At 44.4% G+C, this 23,810-nt stretch carries 29 protein-coding genes; 18 read left to right on the forward strand and 11 right to left on the reverse strand.

Annotation, left to right across the window (positions count from 1 at the left end; translation table 11 throughout):
- Nucleotides 1-55: 55 nt before the first annotated feature.
- The gene (locus OCV50_RS16895) at nucleotides 56-910 is read right to left on the reverse strand and encodes an MIP/aquaporin family protein (RefSeq protein WP_239839523.1); all 855 of its coding nucleotides are present in this window, start codon (nucleotides 908-910) and stop codon (nucleotides 56-58) included.
- Between the two features lie 556 nt (nucleotides 911-1,466).
- Entirely contained in the window at nucleotides 1,467-1,898 is a 432-nt protein-coding gene (locus OCV50_RS16900) for a PACE efflux transporter (RefSeq protein WP_261905018.1), read from the reverse strand.
- A 121-nt stretch (nucleotides 1,899-2,019) separates the two neighbouring features.
- Between OCV50_RS16900 and OCV50_RS16905 the strand changes: the two genes are divergently transcribed.
- Nucleotides 2,020-2,901, forward strand: a complete 882-nt coding sequence (locus tag OCV50_RS16905) for a LysR family transcriptional regulator (RefSeq protein WP_261905019.1) — start codon at nucleotides 2,020-2,022, stop codon at nucleotides 2,899-2,901.
- A 103-nt stretch (nucleotides 2,902-3,004) separates the two neighbouring features.
- On the opposite strand, the gene arsB is transcribed toward OCV50_RS16905, so the two are convergent.
- The 3 genes from arsB to OCV50_RS16920 form a co-directional block, all read right to left on the reverse strand.
- Nucleotides 3,005-4,060 carry an ACR3 family arsenite efflux transporter gene (gene arsB, locus OCV50_RS16910; protein WP_261905020.1) on the reverse strand — a complete coding sequence of 352 codons (1,056 nt, stop codon included), beginning with the start codon at nucleotides 4,058-4,060 and terminating at the stop codon, nucleotides 3,005-3,007.
- 129 nt (nucleotides 4,061-4,189) lie between these two features.
- Nucleotides 4,190-4,528: an ArsR/SmtB family transcription factor gene (locus tag OCV50_RS16915; RefSeq protein WP_239839527.1), complete on the reverse strand. Its 339-nt coding sequence runs from the start codon at nucleotides 4,526-4,528 to the stop codon at nucleotides 4,190-4,192.
- Between the two features lie 135 nt (nucleotides 4,529-4,663).
- Nucleotides 4,664-5,188, reverse strand: a complete 525-nt coding sequence (locus tag OCV50_RS16920) for an HPP family protein (protein WP_261905021.1) — start codon at nucleotides 5,186-5,188, stop codon at nucleotides 4,664-4,666.
- A gap of 141 nt (nucleotides 5,189-5,329) precedes the next feature.
- Here OCV50_RS16920 and OCV50_RS16925 point away from each other — a divergent pair, with 141 nt between their 5' ends.
- Both OCV50_RS16925 and OCV50_RS16930 read left to right on the forward strand, forming a co-directional pair.
- Nucleotides 5,330-5,869 (forward strand): TetR/AcrR family transcriptional regulator, encoded by a 540-nt coding sequence (locus OCV50_RS16925; protein ID WP_261905022.1) that lies wholly within the window; start codon nucleotides 5,330-5,332, stop codon nucleotides 5,867-5,869.
- 120 nt (nucleotides 5,870-5,989) lie between these two features.
- Nucleotides 5,990-6,787 carry a Cof-type HAD-IIB family hydrolase gene (locus OCV50_RS16930; RefSeq protein WP_261905023.1) on the forward strand — a complete coding sequence of 266 codons (798 nt, stop codon included), beginning with the start codon at nucleotides 5,990-5,992 and terminating at the stop codon, nucleotides 6,785-6,787.
- Between the two features lie 82 nt (nucleotides 6,788-6,869).
- On the opposite strand, the gene OCV50_RS16935 is transcribed toward OCV50_RS16930, so the two are convergent.
- Complete coding sequence (locus OCV50_RS16935) at nucleotides 6,870-8,072, reverse strand: MFS transporter (RefSeq protein WP_261905024.1); 1,203 nt, start codon at nucleotides 8,070-8,072, stop codon at nucleotides 6,870-6,872.
- Between the two features lie 84 nt (nucleotides 8,073-8,156).
- Between OCV50_RS16935 and soxR the strand changes: the two genes are divergently transcribed.
- The 3 genes from soxR (at nucleotide 8,157) to OCV50_RS16950 (ending at nucleotide 10,696) form a co-directional block, all read left to right on the forward strand.
- Nucleotides 8,157-8,603 carry a redox-sensitive transcriptional activator SoxR gene (gene soxR, locus OCV50_RS16940; protein WP_261905025.1) on the forward strand — a complete coding sequence of 149 codons (447 nt, stop codon included), beginning with the start codon at nucleotides 8,157-8,159 and terminating at the stop codon, nucleotides 8,601-8,603.
- Nucleotides 8,604-8,737: 134 nt separating this feature from the next.
- Nucleotides 8,738-9,388, forward strand: coding sequence for a DsbA family oxidoreductase (locus tag OCV50_RS16945; protein ID WP_261905026.1), 651 nt, complete (start codon nucleotides 8,738-8,740; stop codon nucleotides 9,386-9,388).
- Between the two features lie 111 nt (nucleotides 9,389-9,499).
- Nucleotides 9,500-10,696 (forward strand): winged helix-turn-helix domain-containing protein, encoded by a 1,197-nt coding sequence (locus OCV50_RS16950; protein WP_261905027.1) that lies wholly within the window; start codon nucleotides 9,500-9,502, stop codon nucleotides 10,694-10,696.
- Here OCV50_RS16950 and OCV50_RS16955 read toward each other — a convergent pair.
- Nucleotides 10,685-11,569: a LysR substrate-binding domain-containing protein gene (locus OCV50_RS16955; protein ID WP_261905028.1), complete on the reverse strand. Its 885-nt coding sequence runs from the start codon at nucleotides 11,567-11,569 to the stop codon at nucleotides 10,685-10,687. The genes OCV50_RS16950 and OCV50_RS16955 overlap by 12 nt on opposite strands.
- Nucleotides 11,570-11,681: 112 nt before the next feature.
- Between OCV50_RS16955 and OCV50_RS16960 the strand changes: the two genes are divergently transcribed.
- The 4 genes from OCV50_RS16960 (at nucleotide 11,682) to OCV50_RS16975 (ending at nucleotide 13,854) form a co-directional block, all read left to right on the forward strand.
- Nucleotides 11,682-11,975, forward strand: a complete 294-nt coding sequence (locus tag OCV50_RS16960) for a putative quinol monooxygenase (protein ID WP_261905029.1) — start codon at nucleotides 11,682-11,684, stop codon at nucleotides 11,973-11,975.
- Nucleotides 11,976-11,978: 3 nt separating this feature from the next.
- Nucleotides 11,979-12,956: a Gfo/Idh/MocA family protein gene (locus OCV50_RS16965; protein WP_261905030.1), complete on the forward strand. Its 978-nt coding sequence runs from the start codon at nucleotides 11,979-11,981 to the stop codon at nucleotides 12,954-12,956.
- Nucleotides 12,957-13,168: 212 nt separating this feature from the next.
- Nucleotides 13,169-13,507, forward strand: coding sequence for a Fis family transcriptional regulator (locus OCV50_RS16970; RefSeq protein ID WP_261905031.1), 339 nt, complete (start codon nucleotides 13,169-13,171; stop codon nucleotides 13,505-13,507).
- 50 nt (nucleotides 13,508-13,557) lie between these two features.
- A complete protein-coding gene (locus tag OCV50_RS16975; RefSeq protein WP_261905032.1) occupies nucleotides 13,558-13,854 on the forward strand; it encodes a hypothetical protein in 297 nt (98 codons plus the stop codon).
- Between the two features lie 5 nt (nucleotides 13,855-13,859).
- On the opposite strand, the gene OCV50_RS16980 is transcribed toward OCV50_RS16975, so the two are convergent.
- The 3 genes from OCV50_RS16980 to ulaR form a co-directional block, all read right to left on the reverse strand.
- Complete coding sequence (locus tag OCV50_RS16980; protein WP_239839543.1) at nucleotides 13,860-14,102, reverse strand: hypothetical protein; 243 nt, start codon at nucleotides 14,100-14,102, stop codon at nucleotides 13,860-13,862.
- Between the two features lie 68 nt (nucleotides 14,103-14,170).
- The gene (gene ulaG, locus OCV50_RS16985; protein WP_008215922.1) at nucleotides 14,171-15,238 is read right to left on the reverse strand and encodes an L-ascorbate 6-phosphate lactonase; all 1,068 of its coding nucleotides are present in this window, start codon (nucleotides 15,236-15,238) and stop codon (nucleotides 14,171-14,173) included.
- Nucleotides 15,239-15,360: 122 nt separating this feature from the next.
- On the reverse strand, nucleotides 15,361-16,116 hold the full coding sequence (gene ulaR / locus OCV50_RS16990) for an HTH-type transcriptional regulator UlaR (RefSeq protein WP_239839544.1): 756 nt from the start codon (nucleotides 16,114-16,116) through the stop codon (nucleotides 15,361-15,363).
- Nucleotides 16,117-16,457: 341 nt separating this feature from the next.
- Here ulaR and OCV50_RS16995 point away from each other — a divergent pair, with 341 nt between their 5' ends.
- From OCV50_RS16995 to OCV50_RS17020, 6 genes are all read left to right on the forward strand, one after another.
- Nucleotides 16,458-18,290, forward strand: a complete 1,833-nt coding sequence (locus OCV50_RS16995; protein WP_239839545.1) for a PTS ascorbate-specific subunit IIBC — start codon at nucleotides 16,458-16,460, stop codon at nucleotides 18,288-18,290.
- A 72-nt stretch (nucleotides 18,291-18,362) separates the two neighbouring features.
- A complete protein-coding gene (locus tag OCV50_RS17000; protein ID WP_008215917.1) occupies nucleotides 18,363-18,830 on the forward strand; it encodes a PTS sugar transporter subunit IIA in 468 nt (155 codons plus the stop codon).
- 9 nt (nucleotides 18,831-18,839) lie between these two features.
- A complete protein-coding gene (locus OCV50_RS17005; RefSeq protein ID WP_152469916.1) occupies nucleotides 18,840-19,538 on the forward strand; it encodes an L-ribulose-5-phosphate 4-epimerase in 699 nt (232 codons plus the stop codon).
- A 20-nt stretch (nucleotides 19,539-19,558) separates the two neighbouring features.
- Complete coding sequence (locus tag OCV50_RS17010) at nucleotides 19,559-20,380, forward strand: pyridoxal phosphatase (RefSeq protein ID WP_261905033.1); 822 nt, start codon at nucleotides 19,559-19,561, stop codon at nucleotides 20,378-20,380.
- A 4-nt stretch (nucleotides 20,381-20,384) separates the two neighbouring features.
- A complete protein-coding gene (locus tag OCV50_RS17015; RefSeq protein WP_008215914.1) occupies nucleotides 20,385-21,032 on the forward strand; it encodes a 3-keto-L-gulonate-6-phosphate decarboxylase UlaD in 648 nt (215 codons plus the stop codon).
- A gap of 8 nt (nucleotides 21,033-21,040) precedes the next feature.
- On the forward strand, nucleotides 21,041-21,922 hold the full coding sequence (locus tag OCV50_RS17020; protein ID WP_261905034.1) for an L-ribulose-5-phosphate 3-epimerase: 882 nt from the start codon (nucleotides 21,041-21,043) through the stop codon (nucleotides 21,920-21,922).
- Nucleotides 21,923-22,032: 110 nt separating this feature from the next.
- On the opposite strand, the gene OCV50_RS17025 is transcribed toward OCV50_RS17020, so the two are convergent.
- The gene (locus tag OCV50_RS17025) at nucleotides 22,033-22,242 is read right to left on the reverse strand and encodes a hypothetical protein (RefSeq protein ID WP_128165148.1); all 210 of its coding nucleotides are present in this window, start codon (nucleotides 22,240-22,242) and stop codon (nucleotides 22,033-22,035) included.
- A 243-nt stretch (nucleotides 22,243-22,485) separates the two neighbouring features.
- Between OCV50_RS17025 and OCV50_RS17030 the strand changes: the two genes are divergently transcribed.
- Together OCV50_RS17030 and rpe are read left to right on the forward strand one after the other, a co-directional pair.
- The gene (locus OCV50_RS17030) at nucleotides 22,486-23,091 is read left to right on the forward strand and encodes a beta-phosphoglucomutase family hydrolase (RefSeq protein ID WP_105058493.1); all 606 of its coding nucleotides are present in this window, start codon (nucleotides 22,486-22,488) and stop codon (nucleotides 23,089-23,091) included.
- A 33-nt stretch (nucleotides 23,092-23,124) separates the two neighbouring features.
- Nucleotides 23,125-23,790, forward strand: a complete 666-nt coding sequence (gene rpe, locus OCV50_RS17035) for a ribulose-phosphate 3-epimerase (protein WP_261905035.1) — start codon at nucleotides 23,125-23,127, stop codon at nucleotides 23,788-23,790.
- Nucleotides 23,791-23,810 lie beyond the last annotated feature (20 nt).

Raw genomic sequence — 23,810 nt, forward strand, 5'->3', positions numbered from 1 at the left:
AGAATCCTTTTTGTTTCGTTATTTATATTTTAGTAAATGTTGGAAGGCTTAGGAGTTAAGCACGAGCTTGTTCAGCTTCTTCTTCTGTTTCACATTGATTCGGGATAGTACAACCTTGGCCCGTTGCTGGTAGGTATGCGGCGATAGCTTTCGGGTATAACCAGCCACCAAAACACGCACCCGCAATTGGAGCAAGAATTGGAACAATAAAGTAAGGGATGTCACGAGCACCGCTCAGTGCGTAGTCCCAACCTGCAAAGTAAGCGAATAGTTTAGGGCCAAAGTCACGCGCTGGGTTCATCGCAAAACCGGTTAGTGGACCTAAAGAGCCACCAATTACAGCAATCAGAATACCGATAAGTAGTGGGTTCATTGCACCGCGAGAAGCACCGTTGTTCTCATCGCCAAGCGCAAGAATGGCAAACATTAGAACAGCCGTAATCACGAATTCCACAGCAAAAGCGCCAAAGAAAGAGAGGGAAGCGTGTGGGTAAGTCGAGAAAATACCAGCTGTTGCAAGTGCATCTTGGCTGCTACGTACAAAGTTGTTTGCGATTTCGTAATCAGTAAACAAGTTGCTGTACAAAGTGTATACCAGTGCCGCTGAGCAGAATGCCCCAAGCAGTTGAGAGATGATGTAAGGCACAACCTTCGCCTTATCAAATCCATGGAACATAGCCAGTGCGATGGTGACTGCAGGGTTAATGTGCGCACCAGATACGCCAGCAGTACAGTAAATCGCGATGGTCACGCCGAAGCCCCATACAATACTGATCTCCCACTGGCCAAATGTTGCACCGGTTAGTACGAGTGCGGCTACACAGCCCACACCGAAGAAAATGAGTAGTCCTGTCCCTATAAATTCTGCTAAGCATTCGCCGAATAAAGAGGGGTGTTTTTTTATTGTCATTGTTCGAGTCCTTGTTAGTTTGCTTGTCTAGCACGTGTATTGTGCACAAATTTGCGAACTCGAAAACAAACGAACATTAAAAGTGAGCGTTTGAGCATGAATTTGTTAATGAAACGCGGTTTTATTGTTAATTAGCGCAACTTTGATCACAAATGAAACTCATATGAAAGAAGGCGGGTTGTTTCGATGATCGTTTTAGTGAGTGTTTCGAATGTTTACTCGCGGCTAAAACTACTCGTATGCGTTGTAATGCACAACTGGTACGACAAGCCGAGAGTTTGATTTTGTGACGCTGCTGCCTTGATGGCCGAAATGTAATCAAACACCTGTTTAAATTGCATCCAAGGACGGTTGTACTGAACAGAATGCTCTAAATGTGATGTGGTACTGCTCTTTGTTTTATTATCGTTACTTTTTATCGTCGGAGCTTGTTGTTAACAATTGAATTACAATAGTGGGGTATTGTCGGAGCAAAGCAGTCGTATTTATCTCCTTTTTACGACTGCTTCTTTTTAGTTAGCCCCTTTTTCCCCTCTTATTTCTCCGTTGTATATTCTTATGCCAAGGCTTTTACTTTGCCTTTGCTAACCAGAAGATCACGAGCTGAATCGTAAGCCCAGTTAAAGCCAATCGCATACACCACGAAGAAAATGACTAAGCCAATATCCATGATAAGCACGGTGAGAAAGTCGAGTTTAAGTACCCACATCAACACAGGTAGCGTGACGCTCATTAACCCGAGTTCAAAGCCAAGCCCATGTAATAGGCGCGTTTTTTTGGTGCGCTTGCTGCGATCAGCCCCAAACACTTTGTCGTAGCCGTAGTTGTAAACATAGTTCCAGGCCATCGCGATTAGAGACATAGAGAGCGCGAGTCCTGCCATTTTTCCTGCACCATTACCAGTGATGTAGGTGGCAAGCCCTGCCATCAATACCAAGGCAACTAACTCAAATAGCACCATGTGTAAGATTCGTTCTTTGTGTGACATGTTGTTCTCTCTTTTCTTTTCAGTTGGGCTTTTGTCCCGTTTCAATGCTGACAATAATATCGATTATGTTGATAATAAAAAGATAATAACTATCACTATTGGTGATGATAGGTGAGGTGGCATGTACAACATAGAACAACTCAAAATGTTCGCGTATGCGGTGGAGCTAGGATCATTTTCTGCCAGTGCACGTAGGCTTGGTAAAGTCCAATCAGCGGTGAGTCAAGGCATAGGTAATTTAGAGATCGACTTTGATACCACGCTGTTTGACCGTTCAACGCGAAAGCCGACACTCACTCGTGAAGGTGAGCAGATATACAAGCAAGTGAAAGCGATCATCATGCAGGTCGAAGACTTGAACGTGATGGTTAATGCCATCAATGATCAACAAGAGGGGTTGATTAGAATCGCACTCGATGATTCGCTACTCGTTCCGAACTTGTCGCGAATATTGAAAGCGTTCAGTTCGCACTTTCCCGCCACAGAGGTTGAGCTGATCGCTTGTACCACCACAGAAGTGAACCCGTTTGTACAACAAGAGAAAGCGGATATCGGATTAATGTTCACGGACTTGGCGTTTGATGTAGGCTCCGAGCCCTGTTTTATTGGTCATCTACCGTTTGTGGCGGTCTGCCATCCCAATCATCCCCTTGCGTGTGTTCCAGAAGCGAAGTTGCCTGATCTGCTTCCACATCGTCAGTTGATGTTGCGGGGCGATAAGGGAAAATTGATGGACCAATTTCCTTTAATTGCGGGGAAAGTGTGGTGGTCGAATAGCTTCATTGTGATTAAAGAGGTGTTGTTAGGCAGTGACATCGGTTGGGCATACCTACCAGAGCACTTAGTCAGAGATGAGATAGATAAGAAGCAGCTGGTGGAAATCAACATCGCCTTTGATCATAAGACTTGGTCGCCTCCGGTGGATTTGATTCTATCAAAGACTAAAAACAAAGGACCCGCGCTTAAATGGTTGGAGCATGGTTTGAAGAGTTTGCTCGATTAAATGTCCGTGCAGCTGTTCAATGATGTTCGGAAACTAAAAAGGCTCATACCTTTCGGAATGAGCCTTTGGTTTTCTGTATCAACGGTGATTGGGTGCGCTCATACTAGTTAAGCGTTTTGACTGTTTGACCTGAGTAATACTTGTCTTTCATTTTTAGAGCGACGTTAACTAGGTAAATAAGTACAGGTACTTCGATCAGCGGGCCAATAACGCCTGCGCATGCTTGGTCTGAGTTGATGCCAAATACCGCGATAGAGACGGCAATCGCTAACTCAAAGTTATTACCCGTTGCTGTGAAAGCGATCGATGCGTTCTTATCGTAATCAATGCCCATTTTCTTACCAATGAAGAAGCTGATAAAGAACATCACAGTGAAATAAATCGTCAGTGGGACAGCAATCAGCAACACATCCATTGGCAGCTCAACAATCATCTCGCCTTTCAGGCTAAACATAAGGACAATGGTTGCTAATAGGGCAATCAACGTCATTGGAGAGATACGTGGAATGAAAACGTCTGTGTACCACTGCTCGCCTTTCATCGAAACTAAGATCTTACGACTTAAAAAGCCAGCTAAGAACGGGATTCCCAAGTAGATGAGTACACTATGGGCAATATCAATCATCGATATATCAACCATCATTCCCTCGTAACCAAATACAGGTGGCAATACGCTGATGAATAACCAAGCCATAAAGCTGTAACTCACGACTTGGAAAGCACTGTTGAGGGCAACTAAAGCTGCACCGTACTCTTTGTTACCGCCACCGATGTCGTTCCAAACCAACACCATTGCCACGCAACGTGCAAGGCCGATTAAAATAACGCCGACCATGTATCCTGGGTGATCACCCAAGAAAGTAATGGCTAGAACAAACATCAAGATTGGACCAACGACCCAGTTCATGATGAGTGACAGTTTGATCGCTTGCTTGTCTTTAACCACGGTACCTAACAAGCTGTAATTAACCTTAGCCAGTGGCGGATACATCATCAATATAAGGCCAATAGCCAATGGAATATTGGTGCTGCCAACCGACATCGACTCATTCCATTGCTCTATCTGTGGGAACATAATACCGAGCAGTACACCTAGCCCCATGGCGATGAAGATCCAGAGTGTTAAGTAGCGATCAAGAAAACTCAACTTGGGTTTCATACTATTCTCTCTTTTTATCGTTAATCGTCGAAAAACGATTGGTTAAGGTAAAAAAACACACTAAAGAAAACAGACCTTACTCCGGCCTATCGCTTAGTGTGATGGTTTTGTTCTCGCCAATAATGGCGGTTACTTCAAAATGTTATTAAAGATAGATTCAAAGCGTTCAATATTGTTACGGTCAATGCGATAACACATCTTTGGTGGGATAGATTCCGCTGTAATAAAGCCACTGGCTTTCAGAATTCTCAAGTGCTCAGAAACCGTCGATTGAGCAAGACCTAATTCGCTAACTAAGTCACTATTTAAACAGCCACCTGCCTTCTCTAAAGCAGAGAGAATACTCAAAATACGTACTCTTGCAGGGTGAGCAAGTGCTTTGGCTAGGGTTGCCATCTCTTGTTCTGCTTCACCGTTACCTGGTGGTAGTGTGCCGCAGTTACCCTTCGCTTCGCATTGTGCTGTCATAGTGGTGCTTCGCTTACTACTAATCGTTAAAAGACGATTAATAGTAAGGCGATTTGTTTGGTCGGTCAAATTTATCTTGTTTGGCTGAATACTTAACTATTGGTGACTATATTTTTTTATCAATAAATCAAAACGCTAGAGGTTTTTACCTCCAACCCAATAGAGTGGCCATGATTGAGTTTTACTACTGTTATTTAGCAGCGTGCCAATAAAAACCAGAGCCAAACTACCACTCAATACTGGTGTGATCAGAAACATCCAATCTACATTCGCTGTGCCAGCAAGTGTTATCACAATCGGGTTAGCACCTGCAGGAGGGTGCACTGCTCGGAAATGCTGCATTAGCATGATGGCCGTCCCGACAGCAATCGCCATAACGAGGTAAGAGTCACCAAACATAAACAGCGCTGATAACCCTACAGCGGCTGAAATAAAGTGACCGAGTACAATGTTTCTTGGCTGAGCGAGTGGTGATGTGGGTACTGCAAACAACAGCACACATGTGGCGCCAAATGGTGCCATCAACCAAGGTATCCCTGAATATTCGGCAAGCAGAGACAAAACTAAAATTCCCACTGTTCCACCTATGAAGCCTTTAAATTTCTGCAAAGTGTCAGCTTTTGGGGGCAGCATTCCTCCACCCGACAGTCGATTTCTCATACTTATTTCCTTGATTAAGGTAGTTTGATATTAAAAGTGTACAGATCTGTACTGTTTGATTTGAATGATACAGATCTGTACACTTCTTGCAATGGTATATTTCAAGCAGTGTTTTAAAACACATCTAACGAGTTGAAAGTAATGAGCAAAAAAGATCTTATTCTGGATGTGGCAGAGTCTCTTTTTAATCGACTTGGCTACACCGCGGTAGGCGTTGACATGATTCGTGATGAAGCGGGGGTCTCGAAGACCTCGATGTATCGTCATTTTGGTTCTAAAACCAAGCTCATTGAATCGGTATTAGCAAGACGCCACCAAAGGTTTGAGCAAAGTTTAGAGGAGTATATTTCTCAAGCTCAGGATTTTGAGGGTAAGCTGTCTGCACTTTTGGAATGGCACTTCGACTGGTTCGCGCAAGATGACTTTAAGGGGTGTATGTTCATGCATGCACTTGCTGAGTTTAAGGAGTCAGAAAGTGAGATTACGGCTTTGTCTCAGCAACATAAAATCTGGATTAAAAACCTTGTTCATCGGGTTATCAACTCCTCATCAAGCAGCGACCCTCGATCAGAAATGATGATGGTATTTTTGGAAGGTCTGATTGTAAGAAGTGAATTTGAAAGATTGGAAGCCGACAAGCAGCAGTACCACAAAACTTGGTTGATGTTAGCGGGTTGCTGATTCTTGTATGAAAAGAAAGGCGTGTTTGAGACAAGAAATCGCGCCTCATCTTGAGATATACTCTCGCTCTTGGTTCGCTACTGCGGGCAGAAAACAATTATTTTAAGGTAAGTTTTGAAGATGCCACACCACAACATTAAGTTTATCGCTGCTGATATGGACGGCACTCTACTCAATGAGCACGGTAAGCTCGATCCTGCATTCTTTGATCTTTATGAAAAGCTAGAAGCGCAAGACATTATGTTTGCTGCGGCTTCCGGTCGTCAGTACTACAGCTTAATGGAGACTTTCGCTCCGATTAAAGATCGCATGATGTTCGTTGCTGAAAATGGCACATTAGTGATGCACAAAGGTGAAGAGCTTTACAGCTGTACGATCGACAAAGCGTCAATTCAATCCATCATTAAAGAAGCACGTAAAATTGAAGGTGCTCACTTGGTGCTTTGTGGTAAGAAGTCGGCGTATATTGAAACGCAAGATGAGCAAGCGACCACCGAGTTTGCTAAGTACTACCACCGCTGCGAATACGTAGAAGATTTGCTAACGGTTGACGATGAGTTTATCAAAGTGGCCATTTGTCATTTTGAAGGTTCTCAGGAGTTTGTGAACCCTTCGATTAACGAAAAATTTGGTCAAGATTTTCAAGTCGTAGTCAGTGCTAAAATCTGGCTGGATGTGATGAATGCAGAAGCATCCAAAGGTGCGGCGATCAAACATCTTCAGAATACTTTGGGCTTCACATTCGAGCAGACGATGAGCTTTGGTGATTACCTTAACGATTACGAGATGCTAAAAGAGAGTTATCACTCTTACGCAATGGATAATGCACACCCACAATTGAAAGAGATTGCGCGTTTTAGTGCGCCGAGCAATAAAGAAGCGGGTGTTTTCCTGGTGATTGAAAAGCTTCTTAGCTAATCCGTCCCAACTTCTCTTATTTCATCGCAAACCAGCTCATTCGTATGAGCTGGTTTTTTGTTCGCGCGTTTTTAATTAGCGATTAAACACATTGATTAGAGAGTGTGCATTCTGGGCTAATCTGCTTAACGAGTTGTGTCATCCAAAGTGCTGCGGCTAGTACAATGATGCCAGCAATTACAAACCCGTACACAATCGCGTCGGCTGAGGCTAAGAAAGCAATGAGCACGTAACTCAAGCTTTGCGTCATAGTAGCGAATAAGGTTAGGCAACCATCAACACGTCCTCGATGAGCCATATCCACAGAGTGGTGCATCCAGTTGGTTCGTGCAATTCGATTGAGCGCGTTGAATGCACCAAGAGCTAGGGTTAGTGCGATGATGTAAATAGGATCAATGAGTTGGCCAATAGCCACCAAGGTCATACCAATGACGACCATCGACACTTGCATAATGGTTTGATGAGAAATCATTTTAAGGATTTTAGGTATCAATAAACCAATAATTAAGGCTCCAACTCCTAAAGCTATGTTGTAAAGGGCTAACCAATCACCTGTAATTTCGATTTCAGAGAACCAAATAGGAACTAGACGACTGAGAAAGGTGAGGACTGGATAAGAGAGACACGACGCCATCAAAAAGGCAAAGAAAGAGGGTGATTGAACAATGAGCGTTTTTATCTCTACGAGTTGCTGCTTGAATGGTGTGCGAACGGATGACTTGATACGGCGCTGATAAGGGGTTAGCAGGTAGCTAATAGTTGCCAGTAAAGACGCGACACCTGCAAACAATCCAAACTCTATAATGCTCCATTTCTCCAATAGAATGACACCCAGCGCTCCTGCCCCTAATGTCGTAGATTGCATCACAATTTCTTGGTAGCTCGAGATCTTTGCGTACTCGGTTTGGTCATAGTTTTCTTGCGTAAATGCGTTGTTGGTATGCCAAGCCAAGTTACTTGATACCCAAAAGATCAATTGCGCTGCTCCTAACACCCAAAGGCTGCCCCAACCGACAACGTAGATCAAAGCGACCAAAAATGCCGTCATGAATTGAATCACTTGCATCCACACCAATATGTTTTTACGTGAATGTCTGTCGATCAAAGCTGAGAAATAGGGCGTTGAACAGAAGGTTGTTAAAGTACAAGCCAATGCGGTGAGCGCAACAAACTCACCTTGACCGGGCTGACTGAGCATCAGCCAAGGTAGTGCTAGCATAAAAAGACCTGAGCTGATGCCATCAAAGAATCGTCCTGCAAGATAAGGTGGGGTTTTACTTTTCATACTCTGTCCATGTAATTGTGTTCGTTTTGAGCTACTCTAATTCCTAAAGTTAACTTGAGGTCAAACAGTTTTAGGAGAAAGTTTATGCATATGACAGTCGGACAGGTAGCCAAGCGAGCTGGTGTCAGTGTTCCAACGTTGCATTTCTATGAGCAGAAAGGGCTAATCACTAGTACTCGAGATCAAGGCAATCGCCGCCAGTTTGACCGACAAATCTTGCGTAGAATTGCCGTTATCAAAGCGGCGCAAAATATTGGTTTATCGCTGCAAGAGATCATTGATGCTCTAGCAACCCTGCCCACTCATCGAGCACCTAAGAAAGAAGAGTGGGAACAGCTCGCGTTGGATTGGAACAAACAGTTAGAGGCAAAAATTCAAAGTTTAAAGAAGCTTCAAAATGAATTAAGTGGCTGTATTCATTGTGGATGTTTATCGATGGAGAAGTGCAAGCTATATAACCCAGATGACACGAAAGGGGTGCACGAAGCCGGTGGTAGTTTGATTCAAGGTAGGCCAGAGTCTGGTAATTGATCTTGCTGTCAACCAATATTGTCGGAAGGTCAGATCTATATAAGCTAGAACTAATTTATTATTGAACGACTGTTCATGTTTGGCTATATTAGTTCAACCAGAACAACTGTACGCAGAGTACTAAGTGATAAACGATGAGTAATAAAATCCAGTTAGATGTGGTTTCCGATGTCATGTGCCCTTGGTGCGTGGTTGGATATAAAAATTTGGAAAAAGCGATTCAAGAGCTTGGGCTAGAACAGAATATTGAACTGCAATGGCAGCCTTTTGAGCTAAATCCAGATATGCCGCAAGAGGGTGAAAATCTTCGTGATCATCTGATGCGCAAGTATCAAATCACCGCAGAGCAGAGTCAGCAAAACCGTTTAAATATCGCTGAACGTGGTAAAGAGGTTGGGTTTACGTTCGACTTTTACGACGATATGAGAATGGTGAATTCTCGCCATCTACACGTACTGCTTGAGTATGCTAGTGAGCATGGCAAACAAACTGAGTTGAAACTGCGCTTTTTCACCGCGCATTTTAGCGAACAGAAAGATCTTTCATACCTTAGCGTAGTAAAATCCGAGCTAGAGCAAGTTGGGTTAGACGCTGAAAAAGCCCTAGAGCGTTTGGAGCAGGCATATCATATCGAACAGGTTGAAGCGCAAGAGTTCCAATGGCAAAGGCTGGGTATCTCATCAGTGCCAACCGTAGTGATCAATCGCACCAGTGCCGTAACGGGCGCACAAACGGTTGAAACCTATAAACAGATTCTATTAGAAGAGTTAGAGCAAGCGTCGTAGATATCTCCCTTGCTTCTCCAGTGTGTTTGCTGTTTTGTGACTATGTCGTTTTACAGCAAACATGCGAATCGATAGGCTTCTGTCATTCCTTTCATCAATCACAGGATCTCTATGGAGTCACTGTCGCTTGCTCAAGCCCGAAAGATCATTCTGCACTCTCAGTTATTGCCACCTAAGCAGATTAAACAACCCTCCAAAGCAGTCACTTTGTCGGCAATAGAGCAGCTTGGTTACATTCAAATTGACACTATCTCTGTAATTCAACGTGCTCACCACCACACGTTGTGGAACCGAAATGCTCGTTACCACCCCAAGGATCTTGATGCGCTACTCGATCAGAAACAGGTATTCGAATATTGGTCACATGCCGCTGCCTATCTACCAATGCGTGACTATCGTTACAGTTTGTATCGCAAAAACGCTTTCAAAACTGGACAGTTGAAACACTGGTATAGAAAAGACCAAACACTGATGGATGGCGTGCTTAAGCGAATTGAGCAAGAAGGGCCTTTAATGGCTAAGGACTTTGAAGGCGAACGTGCTAACAAAGGTGGTTGGGGTGGAAAACCCGCCAAGCAAGCATTGGAAACCTTATTCATGCAGGGTGACCTAATGGTGCCTAAGCGGGTCAATTTTCACAAGGTTTACGACTTAGCCGAGCGAGTTATCCCCAGTCATATTGACACCAGTGTTCCGAGTGATTTCGAATATGCTCGGTATCTTATCGTCAAATATTTAGAGGCGAATGGAGTAGGGCTTGTTTCTGAAATAAGCTATCTGCTGAAAAACGTAAAGCCGCTGCTTAATCAAACCCTGCATCAAATGTTGGAAGAGGGGGAAGTAGTAGAAATCGCCATAGGGCAACAGAATTACTACATGCTTCCTCACTCGTTTGAGCTATTAAAGCGTCCGCTAAGTCGCAGCAAACTCAAGATTTTGTCGCCATTTGATAATCTGTTGATTCAAAGAAAGCGAATGACTGCACTGTTTGATTTCGACTACTTGATTGAATGCTACGTGCCAGAGGCGAAGCGTCAGTATGGCTATTTTAGTTTGCCGATACTGTGGCAGGGTGAGCTGGTGGCGCGCATGGATTGTAAGGTAGAAAGGAAAAAAGGCTGCCTTAATATCAATAACTTGGTGTTAGAGGGCAAGCTACAACAACAGGATGCCTTTATAGAGGCACTAACCCAAGAGTTGTCTCACTTTATGGCGTTCAACCAAAGTCATTACTGCGTTGTTCACAAGACTTCACCTTCCACACTTCGTCAACCCTTAGCTGAGCGTTTAAAGCGGCTATTTGATTAGTGCCAGTTCACTTAATATAAAGTCGACAAAGGTACGGTTTTTGAGCGATAGCTGCTTGGTTTTGTATAGTAGGTGTATGGGTTTTGGCTTAGGCGCTTGTCCAACTAAGATCTCTTTTAGTGTGCCTTTCTCTAACTCGTCTTTGACTAAAATTCGTGGCTGCAACAGCACTCCAACGCCTTGCAGTGCGGCATAGCGCAGCACATCCCCATTGTTAGAGGTTAAACGGATATGTTCCGACGTTCCCGACTGAGTGGCCGTTTGTCTGGTTTGACTATCACCACGGCTAGAGTAGCTAAATCCTAGGGAGGGGTGTTTTGTCAGATCGTCCAGTGACGCGATCTTAGGGTGATGTTCTAGATAGCAAGGCGAAACGCAATAAATCATCTCATAATGGCCTAAGTGACGAGCGACCAAACTGGAGTCTGTAAGGTCACCGATACGCACGATCAAATCAATATCAGAAGAGTAGGGATCGACCAGATCATTATTGAGCATGAGCTCGACGTTGATACTTGGGTGTTGGCTCAAGAATTTAGCAATGATGGGAGCCAAAACCTTATTTCCATAGGTAATTGGGCTGTTAATTTTAACGGTGCCCTGTGGCCTATTTTCGAGTGTTTGGATCAGGTTTTCCGCGTTGCTGATATCTTCCAATATCCGTTTACACTCGCGGTAATAGAGTTGCCCTGAGTCAGTCAGCGACTGCTTGCGTGTGGTTCGGTGCAATAGTTGAGTATTAAGACCCGTCTCTAGTGAATGGATATGTTTGCTGATCATAGTAGCGGAAAGTGCAAAGTGATCAGCCGCGCGCCGAAAACTGCCTTGCTCAACGACGTAAGCGAACACCTTCATACTGGTGAGTTTATCCATATTTCGACCTTATTAAACACTCTAGGTTTACAAACAATAAACGAAAGATGAGTTTATCAATTATTAAGGGGTAATTATATTGAGGATGAATTAAAACTGTGGAAAGACAAGAATGACTAATCCAATCTTCGTGACGGCGGAACTAAGAATAAAGCCAAACATTGAGCGTGCTGTTGCCATCGAGGCCATCGAACAATTCTGTGTAGACATGCAGAGTGAAGCGGGTTGCTTGCAGGCTATTGCAACCTATGATGAAAAGCAGAGTGATCGCGTTATATTGCTTGAGCAGTACGTCGATCGTGAAGCTATTAACCAACACTTTGGTATGCCTCATACACAGGCGTTTATCGAGCGTGATATTGCGGAATTAGTGCAAGCATTTGAAACTCAAAAGCAGGAGCAGTAAGCGATGAAATGGGGAATCCTAGGAACTAGCTTTATTTCGGGCGTAATGGCAGATGCAATCAAAGGTGATGTTAAAAGCGAGTTGTATGCAGTTGCTGGGCGTACAGAGAAAACACTGAACGAGTTTGCCGCGCAGTATCAGCCAACTCGAACCTTCAATAGCTATGATGCTCTGATTGACGATGAGTCGGTCGATATTATCTACATCGCTCTACCTAACCACGTTCACCACGAATACGTAATCAAAGCCGCTCAAAAGGGCAAAGCAATTCTGTGTGAAAAATCGTTGTCGGTTGATATGAACAAAACCGAGCAAGCTCTGCAAGCGGTGAAAGAAGCGGGTGTGTTCTTTGCTGAAGGTTTGATGTACCTAAACCATCCACTGATCGCCAAGCTTCACCAAGAGCTGGCAACCGGTGAAATCGGTGACATACGCTCAATTCAAGGTTCATACGTGGCGGCGATTGACCAGTTTGTGAACCCTGAGAGCAAAGGCGCATTGTACAACTTAGGTTGTTACCCTATGTCACTGATTCACTCCGTCGCACAACATCAGTTTGGTGAGTGTGTATTTGATGACGTGCAGATCTCAGCAATCGGCCGACGCGGTCAAGATGGTAACATTTGTGAATCATCAGCCTTGATACGCTTTAGTGACACTTTCACTGCGCAAGTCCACACTGCTGAAGACCACGGCTTAAAGCATGGCTTTACGGTTTTAGGCAGTAAAGGCTGTATCACGCTCGACACCAATCCGTGGCTACCGACTGAAGAAAACACGTTCACGGTTGAGATCTATGAGACGTCGAAACGTGAAGTGAAAGTTGAAGCGCAAGGCGATGGATTCCACTACCAAGTTCGAAACATTCGTCATGCTGTCGAGCTAGGTGAAAAACAACTCACAGCGCCAATGGCGACTCATCAAGATTCTCACGTAATCATGAAATTACTGACTGATTGGGAACAAGCGGCAAGCGCTTAATCTGCATCTAAGTTGTCGACTCATGTTGAATGATCTCGCGGAGATATTATCAATAGAGCATGAGTCGATATTAATTATTCTTCTCTAACGTCCTTTTCTACAATCTCCTATAAACCCTTTGCATTCGAAACAGCCAAAGGGTTCAATACAGCTTAAGAAATTAAAGTTGCAAAAACCTTATATTTTAAGGTGTTAAATAGGGATTCCGCTTCATGCGAAAATCAGATAAGAAGATAGAAAATCAAATCAGAGACGTGCTGACCGATGTTTGTGAAGGCACTTTGAAAGGCTATGATGGTTTTCTTTGGGTGACTCATACGGTCAACTTTTCTTCTTTTCCCCAGAGTCTAAAAATTGTCTGTGTATTCGATACTAATCAAGATAGAACGAACTTTTTAGAAGGTAGTGGTCAACAAAAGGTGGGTGTGGTGGTTCAAAGTGCATTCAACCAGGTTGGGATTAAATTGAAGAATCCTGATAAGCATATCAGTTACGACACTCAAGAAAGTTGCGACCGTGACCATCAAGGTAAGTGGAACTTGCGACTTTAGTTCTGATGGTTCTTCAAATGATCCCGCTGTATTGTGCATAAAGGCCATAAATGGAAAAAAATCAAAGCTTGTTTAATAAGAGCGTATTACTCGGCACGCTCGGAGAACTCTCATGGCTAACGTTATGTCTGCTTGCAGGAGGTGTCGTTTGGTTTGTTTGGATGGTGTGGGGAATCAGTGTTGTTCCCTTTGACGATCCTTACCTTTCCGATGCTGAGTATCAGCACTTAATCGAGCAGGAAACTCAGATGATCAACGCTGGTCTATGGGGAGGTAAGCTCTATATTGCAAGTGTGGTGACGTTTTTCACTGTTCGGATTGTAAAAGTGTTTCGAGCACAAAAGTAAAAAAACTATAAGGAATGGATACGAACATCAGAGCATCGAAACCCAATCGACTGAGCAGCATTCATTAGCGCAGTTTGCGTTTTGAACACTCTGGGTTTAGCGGCTTTTCCAGATTCAAGGAAGCTTTGCACCCCCCATTTATTGCTCTTGACCAAAAGATAATAACCACTCTTCTCTGGTGATACGACACCAACGGCTTCATTTAAGTCGCCTTGCTCAAAGTGGTGCTTAAATTCACGTAACAACATATCAATCTCCCTATCTGATAACTAAAAAAGGGAGCGAATCGCTCCCTCGTCCATATGGTATTTAATGATTACAGGAATGCGCGGTAAGGCAGTTCTGGATCATTCTTGAAGATGTCAGCAAAGCCACGGAAGTGCTGGTAGTGCATGCGACCTTTGTCTGTTGGGTAAGTGTACTTACCACCCACTTGCCAGAAGAAAGGTGCGAAGCCGTATTGAAGACGCTCTTTCTTCATGTTCCATAGCATCTCGATTTCACGAGGATCGTTTTGGAAGTTTGCCCAAATGTCATGGTGGAATGGAACCACCACTTCACAGTTCAGAGATTCAGCAGCACGAAGGATATCTGAAGACGTCATTTTATCAGTCACGCCACGTGGGTTCTCACCGTAAGAAAGCAGTGCTACATCGATTTTGTGGTCGTTACCGTGCTTCGCGTAGTAGTTCGAGTAGTGAGAGTCACCTGAGTGGTAAACAGAGCCGCCAGTTGTTTCTACCAAGTAGTTCACAGCGCGGTCATCCATGCCATCCAGAATGTCTTTATCGATAGAAGACGTACCTTCTGGAAGAGTGACAAGCGCTGTACGGTCGAATGCGTCTAGAACCTTGATGTTTACGTCTTTAATGCGAATCTCGTCACCAACTTTAGCAATAACACAACGATCTTCTGGCACACCCCATTTCATCCATAAATCAACACACGCTTTAGGACCAATGAATTTCACGTGATCACCACAGTTTTGTAGAACTGCCGCTGCAACGTTGATGTCGATGTGGTCACCATGGTCATGTGATGCCATTACCGCATCAATTTCTTTAATCGCAAATGGGTCTAGCGGGAAGATAGCAGTACGTAGGTTTGGTTGAAGCGCTTCAACACCACCCATACGCATCATTTGGTGTTGGTTTTTCATTTTTTGAACCGCTTGTGTCTTCTTACCAGTACCACACCAGAAGTCCATTGATAGGTTTGCGCCTTCTTCAGATTTTAACCAGATACCTGTACAGCCAAGCCACCACATAGAGAACGTGCCTGGTTCAACTACAGTTTGTTCAATCTCTTCATTTAACCATGTGCCCCACTCTGGGAATGTATTTAGGATCCAAGATTCGCGAGTGATTTCGTTTACATTGCTCATGATAATACCTTTTATTTCAATAATTTGATTAATTTTGGATGTAGGGAGCCGAGCGCCTTAATTTGGACTAAGGCACTGAGCTGAAATTTATTATTATTTGAGGGCGGGTTAGCCCATTAGATTTACACTAAGATGACTTGCGTCCCTTGAGCTTCAATCTTTTTAACCACGTCTGGGTTGGCATCTTTACCGGTGATTACGATGTCTATTTGCTTGGCATCGCAAAACAGCATTCCGGTCCTTTGTCCAACTTTAGAGCTGTCTACCACAACGACTAACTTGTCGACTTGTTCTAACATCTGTTGCTCGGCAACGGCGGTTAGCATGTCGGCTTTGTAGAGACCCGCATCAGTTAACCCTTTACCAGACGTAAACATCCAGTTCCCGGCATAGCCACCCAATGAGTTTGGTGCTGGGTTTAAAAAGATGTTCTGTGCCTTGTTGTATTGGCCACCAATGATGATCACGTCGTCATGATCTTCGTTGATCAGGTAGCTAGCGAGTGGGAAATAGTTCGTGACGATCTGAACGTCTTCTCCACACAGCTGCTGACCCAGCAGGAAAGCGGTTGAACCACAGTTGATGACGACGGTGTCACCCGCCTGACAAAGCTCGGCAGCGGCATGCGCTATTTGAGATTTCTCTTCATAAAACTCAGTACTGTTGATATTGAGCGGTGACCACTTTCTTTTTTGGTTTTCTATTCTTTCGGCGCCATTTCGTACCTTTCGAAGTCTGCCTAACTCATCTAATTTTGCGATATCACGTCTAGCTGTTGCCGGTGAAACTCCAAAATTATCAATAATATGAGAGACGTTAATCGTCTGCATGTCTTCTAGTAACGACAAGATGCCGTTGTGTCTTTGCACTTCGTTCATATTTATCACTCTATTTGTCTCTGTGACAACTTTATGATTACTTTTGATTTGTTTTGATTCTAATAATCACATTGTTGATTGTCAAATATCCCAACTTACAAAACAAGACTTTAATCACAATCTATTTTAAGTTGTTGTTTTTAATGGCTTTATTGTTTTTGTGTGTGATCCGGCGCTCAATTAACCACATTGTTGGGGTGGATAATTGACATAAATCAAAGTAATCATAAGTGAGCATTGAATGATTACTTTTGATTGTTAAAGTTTATCTCGTGAGCAAAACAAGACATCACTGAAACCTACAAATCATTAAAAATACAAATTATATCAGGGGTAAAGATATGGAGTTCTTATACGATATCTTCTATATTTTTTACAGTCAGGTTATGACCAAAGCACCTTTGCTGCTTGGTATCGTAACTTGTCTCGGTTACATTCTTCTCAAACGTGACGCAACAACCGTTATCTCCGGTTCAATCAAAACCATAGTTGGTTTTATGATTGTGCAAGTGGGTGCGGGAACACTGGTAGCAGGCTTCAAACCTGTTATTGAAAAGATGAGTGAAATTCATGGATTGACAGGCTCGGTAATCGACCCTTACACCTCCATGATGGCCACCATGGAAACCATGGGTGATAATTACTCTTGGGTTGGGTACGCAGTCCTTATGGCACTGGGCATCAACATTCTTTTGGTTGCCTTCCGCAGAATTACGGGTATCCGCACCATCATGCTTACGGGACATATCATGTTCCAACAAGCTGGCTTGATTGCTGTTTTCTACTTCGTGCTTGGCGCGGGTATGTGGGAAACCATCATCTACTCTGCAATTCTGATGGCTCTATACTGGGGCATCTCTTCCAACATCATGTTCAAGCCTACACAAGAAGTGACAGGCGGCGCAGGCTTCTCGATTGGTCACCAACAGCAGTTTGCATCTTGGGTTGCAACGAAAGTTGCTCCGAAGTTGGGTGACAAGAACGACAGTGTAGACCACATCAACCTACCGAAATGGTTACACATCTTCCACGACAGTATTGCTGCGACTACGTTAGTCATGACGGCATTCTTCGGCATCATTCTTCTCTCTTTCGGTCTTGATAACCTTCAAGAGATGGCAGGTAGCACGCACTGGCTTATCTACATCTTCGAAACGGGTCTGAAATTCGCAGTAGCGATTCAAGTAATCGTAACCGGTGTACGTATGTTCGTTGCCGAGCTTTCTGAAGCGTTCAACGGTATTTCTCAACGTCTCATCCCGAATGCAGTTCTTGCGATTGACTGTGCGGCTATCTACGCATACTCACCAAACGCAATGGTGTTCGGTTTCCTTTGGGGGGCAGTGGGTCAATTCACAGCAGTATTGGCGATGTTGGCTTTCGATGCGCCAATCATGATTATCCCTGGCTTCATTCCAATGTTCTTCTCTAACGCAACGATTGGTGTGTTCGCTAACCACTTCGGCGGCTGGAAAGCGGTGATGAAGATCTGTTTCGTGATGGGCATTATCGAGGTGGTTGGTTCAGCTTGGGCGATTCACATCTTCGCGCAATCAGGTACTGAGTTTAACGGCTGGATGGGTATGGCTGACTGGGCTCTCGTATTCCCACCAATCATGCAAGGTATCTCTAGCTCTAGCATGTTCTTCTTTGTTGTGGTCGCACTAGCGGGTGTTTACATGTACTTCGCATCGAAAGCACTGCGTGCTGAAGAAGACGGCGAAGCGCAACAAGCGCAAACCATGACAGCAGTAACACCAGAAGGCGTAGAAGTTGAGGTTGAAGCGCCTAACTCTCAAACACCTAAGTCAGAAGCGCCAGTAAAATCTCAAGTGGTGGCTGAGGCTCCACAAGCGAGCGGCGCCACGGAACAGAAACCAGTACGAGTTCTCGTGTGCTGTGGCTCTGGCCAAGGTTCTTCAATGATGTGTTCTAAGAAGATTAAAGAGTTCTTAGATAAGAAAGGGGTTCCGGCAACCACATTCAATAGTGCAATCACAGACTACAAATCACACTTAGGCTCATTCGACATTATCGTTACTTCGGTTGCGCTGGCTGAAAAGATTACCAACTTACCGGAAGGTAAACAGCAGCTAGCAGTGAAGAACATGATCATGGTGAAAACCTTTGGTGATGAGCTGATTTCACTTATCGAAAACAACTTCCACAAATAATTGAACTAGCCCAGCGGCAAAGCGGCTGGGCTAATAAAAATACTAATAACAAAATACTAAGTGAGCAAAACAATGAACTTGAAAGAATCTCTGATTACCAACAACTCAATTCAACTTAATGCAAAAGCAACCGACTGGCAGTCGGCTATCAAAATCGGTACTGATGCACTGGTTAAAGCAGGTGTGGCTGAAGAACGCTACTACGATGCGATCATCAAAGCGATTTCCGCTGAAGGCCCATACATCTGTATTCACGATGCATTCGCTCTACCACACTGCCGCCCAGAAGATGGCGTAATCAAAACAGGCTTTGCGTTAACGGTCTTAGAAACCCCAATTCTTTTTGATGATGTAGACGAGCCAGTCGATGTGCTGATCACCTTGGCAGGTAAAGATTCAGAAGAGCACATCGAAGGCACGATGCAGGTCGCGAACCTAATCGAGTTTGATGAAGATTTCTCAAAACTACGTGCATGTAAAACACCGCAAGATGTGGCGAACCTGATTGATATGGCACTTGCACAAGCAGAAGCGGCTTAAGGAGTCGATATGTCCAAATATAGCCAATTGAAACAACGTGTTTTAGAAGCGAACTTGCAGCTTCCTAAGTACGGCTTAGTGACCTTTACCTGGGGCAATGTTTCTGAGTTTGACCGTGAAAATGGCGTGATAGCGATTAAACCTTCAGGTGTTGAATACAGTGACATGACGGCTGACGACATGGTGGTAGTGGATTTAGAGGGCAACATCATTGAAGGCAAGCTGAATCCTTCAAGTGATACAGCTACTCACCTGGAGCTCTACAAAGCGTTCCCAGACATCGGCGGTATTGTTCATACCCACTCTCGCAGTGCAACGATTTGGGCGCAGGCGGGCATAGATATTCCAGCTCTGGGCACGACACATGCTGACTATTTCTATGGTGATATTCCGTGTACTCGCAAGCTCTCGAACAGCGAAATTGCTGACCAGTATGAGAAAAACACTGGCTTGGTGATCATCGAAGAGTTTATTCAGCGTCGTATCGACCCGATGGCAGTACCGAGTGTGATTGTGGCGGGGCATGCGCCTTTCTCTTGGGGCAAAGATGCCAAAGACGCCGTACATAACGCAGTGGTGCTAGAGGAAGTGTCGGCCATGGCATTGGCTACACGCTCGCTGAACAGTGGCATCAAGATTCAGCCGGAGCTATCAGACAAACATTACCTACGTAAGCACGGTGAAAATGCTTACTACGGGCAGCAATAAGTGTGATGTGAGGAGGGGCGATGTATAAAGTATTGGCGTTAGACCTTGATGGAACCGTGTTGACCGATGATCACACCATCCATCCTGAAGTGAAAAAAGCGATCCAAGAGGCCAAGCAACATTGCCATGTGATGATCGTGACTGGTAGGCATCACACCGCAGCAAGGCCTTATTACTATGAGTTAGGGCTAGACACTCCAATTATCTGCTGCAACGGGACTTATGTGTATGACTACCAAACAGAGACCGTTTTAACTCAGAACGCAATTGAGCATGAGCATGCTCTGGCGTTCATCGACCTAGCACAGGAACACAAGCTCAAGATGGTGATGTACATCACCGATGCGATGACGTACTCCAACTACAACCCATTCGCCTACATGTTGGCGTTGGAAGAGTGGGCTGAGCAAGCACCAGAGCATCACAAGCCAAATATCTATCGTGTGGATTCATTCTCAGAAACGGCGAAGAACACCGAGTTTGTGTGGAAGTTTGTGGTGGAAGGTGAACAAGAATCGGTTGACCGCTTGATGCAAACGTCTTGGGTCAAAGACCACTTTAACGGCGAACGTTCGTGGTCGAACCGAATCGACTTTGCAGCCAAGGGCAATAGTAAAGGCCGACGCCTTGCTGAATACGTGAATGAACTGGGGTTTCTGCCCTCCCAAGTGATTGCCGTTGGTGACAATCACAATGACATATCAATGCTTCAATACGCAGGCTTAGGTGTAGCGATGTTTAATGCTGACGACACCGTCAAATCGAACGCTCAAGCTGTATGCAAAACAGACAACAATCAAGATGGCCTTGCCCATCTAATACGTGAACAAATTAAAGGATAAAACCATGACTAAACCAATGATTCAAATCGCCCTAGACCAAACTAACCTGCCTGCTGCTATTGAAGTGGCGAACAACGTAGAGAGCTACGTAGATGTTATTGAAGTGGGGACTATCCTTGCGTTCGCTGAAGGCATGAAGGCGGTTTCGACACTGCGTAAAAACCATCCTGACCATATCTTAGTGTGTGACATGAAAACCACAGATGGTGGCGCAATTCTGGCTCGTATGGCATTTGAAGCCGGTGCTGACTGGATTACGGTTTCAGCAGCAGCGCATATTGCAACCATTGATGCGTGTAAAAAAGTCGCTGATGAATTTAATGGCGAAATTCAAATCGAGATCTACGGTAACTGGACAATGGAAGATGCTCAAGCATGGGTTGATTTAGGTATTACACAAGCGATCTACCACCGTTCTCGTGATGCTGAGTTGGCGGGCGTAGGCTGGACAGAAGCGGACTTAGTGAAGATGCGTGCTCTGTCTGAGCTGGGTATCGAGCTTTCTATCACTGGTGGCATCGTGCCTGAAGATTTGTACCTATTTGAAGGCATTAAAGCGAAAACCTTCATTGCTGGCCGCGCGTTGGCGGGTGAAAAAGGCCAAGAAACCGCTGAAGCACTGAAAGAACAAATAAACCGCTACTGGAACTAGGAGGCGTTATGTACCAAAACTTAACGCGCCATCGTGTTGGGCTTTATGAAAAAGCCCTGCCGAATGACTTAAGTTGGGAAGATAAGCTAAAAACGACGAAAGAGTTAGGCTTTGATTTCCTTGAAATTTCGGTCGATGAATCCGATGAAAGACGCAGCCGTTTAGACTGGTGCGATGAAGAGGTCTATGGCCTACGCCGTTTGTGTGAAGAGCATCAAGTACCGCTACAGTCGATGTGTTTGAGTGCACACCGCAAGTTCCCATTTGGCTCAGCCGATCCGAAAGTGCGAGAGCAAGCCGTCATCCATATGGAGAAGGCCATTACGTTGGCGTACAAGTTGGGTATTCGCACCATTCAGCTTGCAGGCTATGACGTGTATTACGAACCTGCAGACAAAGCGACACACCTACGTTTTATCGAAGGTATGAAGCTCTCAGCACAACTGGCGGAGCGTGCTGGGGTGATGTTAGCGGTTGAGATTATGGATACGGATTACCTTAACTCGCTGAGTAAGTTTGAAGTGTTGAGCCGTGAGATTGATTCGCCTTATTTCACTGCGTATCCAGATGTAGGCAATATCTCAGGTTGGAACTATGACATAGTGACAGAGCTTAAGCTGAGTAAGCCGCGTATTACGCAGATTCACCTTAAAGACACGTATCGCGTCACTCCTGAATATAAAGGGCAGTTCCGTGATTTAGTGATTGGTGAGGGAGAAGTCGATTTCAATGCGATCTTCACAACATTGAAAGAAACGGAGTGCGTAGTACCACTTGTTATCGAGATGTGGGCGCAAGATGAGCACTGGAAAGAGAACATCTTGAAAGCTCAGGTTCGCTTAAACGAAGTTTGTCGTCAAACGGGTGTTATGCCTTTGTTTGGTCATTAACGAAACGTTAGGTTAGAGGTTTAATGCTCTATTCTGATCTAACATGTGCAACATATAACCCCCTATATGTTGCACATTCGGGCAGGCAGAAAGTCGACTTTAAATTGGACTTAAATGGCGACTGTAATGTGGTCGCGTCCTACCTTTGCCATCTCCATAAGCACATCTGTGTGGTACTTCTTCTTCACGGTAACGTGAGTACCAATTTCACTGGCAATCTTTACGATTTCTAGTGCGTCTGTTGGGTGTAGAGAAGAGTCTTTTGCGATTTCGATGTTTACGCCTAGTTTGACTAGTTCAATTGCGTCGGTTGAATGCATGGTCTTTTTCCAAAATTGAATTTTGGTGGACTATATCACTTTCATTTTATTCAACTCTATACGCATTCCTCAAAAACGGATATCGATCCGATCAAAATAGGATTTCAAGAGTAAAAGCACTCATTGTTTACCACTGCAAAAACTATTTACCGTATTGGTGGCGGAGATCATATTCACAACAAGAATTGATAGTTCCGGTGCGCTGTTCTTATTATGATAAGTGGTAAAAGGATTAATAAAGTCATGCCGAATTTAGACAAATATAAAGGAATTATCTTTGACTTAGATGGTACCTTGGTTAATTCCATGGTTGCCCACGCCCATGCTTGGGAATTGACTTGCAGTAAGTTCAACATCCCTTATGACAAAGAGTGGTTGGATCAACTGGGTGGCATGCCTTCACGCAAAGTCACGCTTGAGATCATGAAGCGATATGACTTATCTCTTGACCCACAACTGATCACCAAAGACAAAATTGCAAACTTCGAAGCAATTGAGCACAAAGGCGACGTATTACCTGAAACCTACGCCATATTAGAGCGTTATTATCAGCTCAAGAAAGTGGGTATTGGTACGGGCGCACAAGCTAAGCATGCTAAAGCCATTCTAGATACCACCGACATTCCTTCAATGATCACTGCGCTTGTGACTTCCGATGATGTGGATAATCACAAGCCTCACCCAGATACGTTTTTGAAAGTCGCGCAGCAACTTGATGTATTACCAAGTGACTGTGTTGTGTTTGAAGACACACTCATAGGACAGCAAGCGGCGAGCAGTGCCGGGATGGACTGTTTTATGGTGGAAGAGGGGGTTGTCACCACCTTCATACCTGCCAACAACGAATAACTCAAATATACAATAATGACCTCAAGGAACCCTATGAAAGATTACCTTATCGCGCCTTCCATTCTGTCTGCTGATCTTGCTCGTTTAGGCGAAGATGTTGCAAATGTCATTGCAGCTGGTGCTGATGTGATTCACTTTGACGTAATGGATAACCATTATGTACCTAACTTAACCTTTGGTGCTCCGGTGCTAAAGGCTCTGCGTGATTACGGTATTACTGCTCCCATTGATGTCCATTTAATGGCAAAACCCGTTGATTCAATGATCCCGGATTTTGCAAAAGCAGGGGCGAGTATGATTACTTTCCATGTTGAGGCGTCTGAACACGTTGATCGTACGCTACAGCTGATCAAAGAGTGTGGTTGCCAAGCGGGCGTAGTGCTGAACCCTGCAACACCGTTAAGCCATTTGGATTACATCATGGATAAAGTGGATCTTATCTTAGTGATGTCTGTGAATCCTGGCTTTGGAGGCCAGTCGTTTATTCCTGCGACGCTAGATAAACTGCGTGAAATTAGACAACGTATTAACCAATCGGGGCGCACAATTCGTTTGGAAGTAGACGGTGGAGTGAAAGTAAATAACATAAAAGAGATTGCTGATGCTGGTGCTGACATGTTTGTTGCTGGGTCGGCGATTTTTGATAGTGAAGACTATCAGCAGACGATTAACGCGATGAGAGCGGAATTGGCTAAGTAGCGCCAACAAAGGCTCGACAA

Source organism: Vibrio fortis, from assembly GCF_024347475.1.
GTDB lineage: Bacteria > Pseudomonadota > Gammaproteobacteria > Enterobacterales > Vibrionaceae > Vibrio > Vibrio fortis.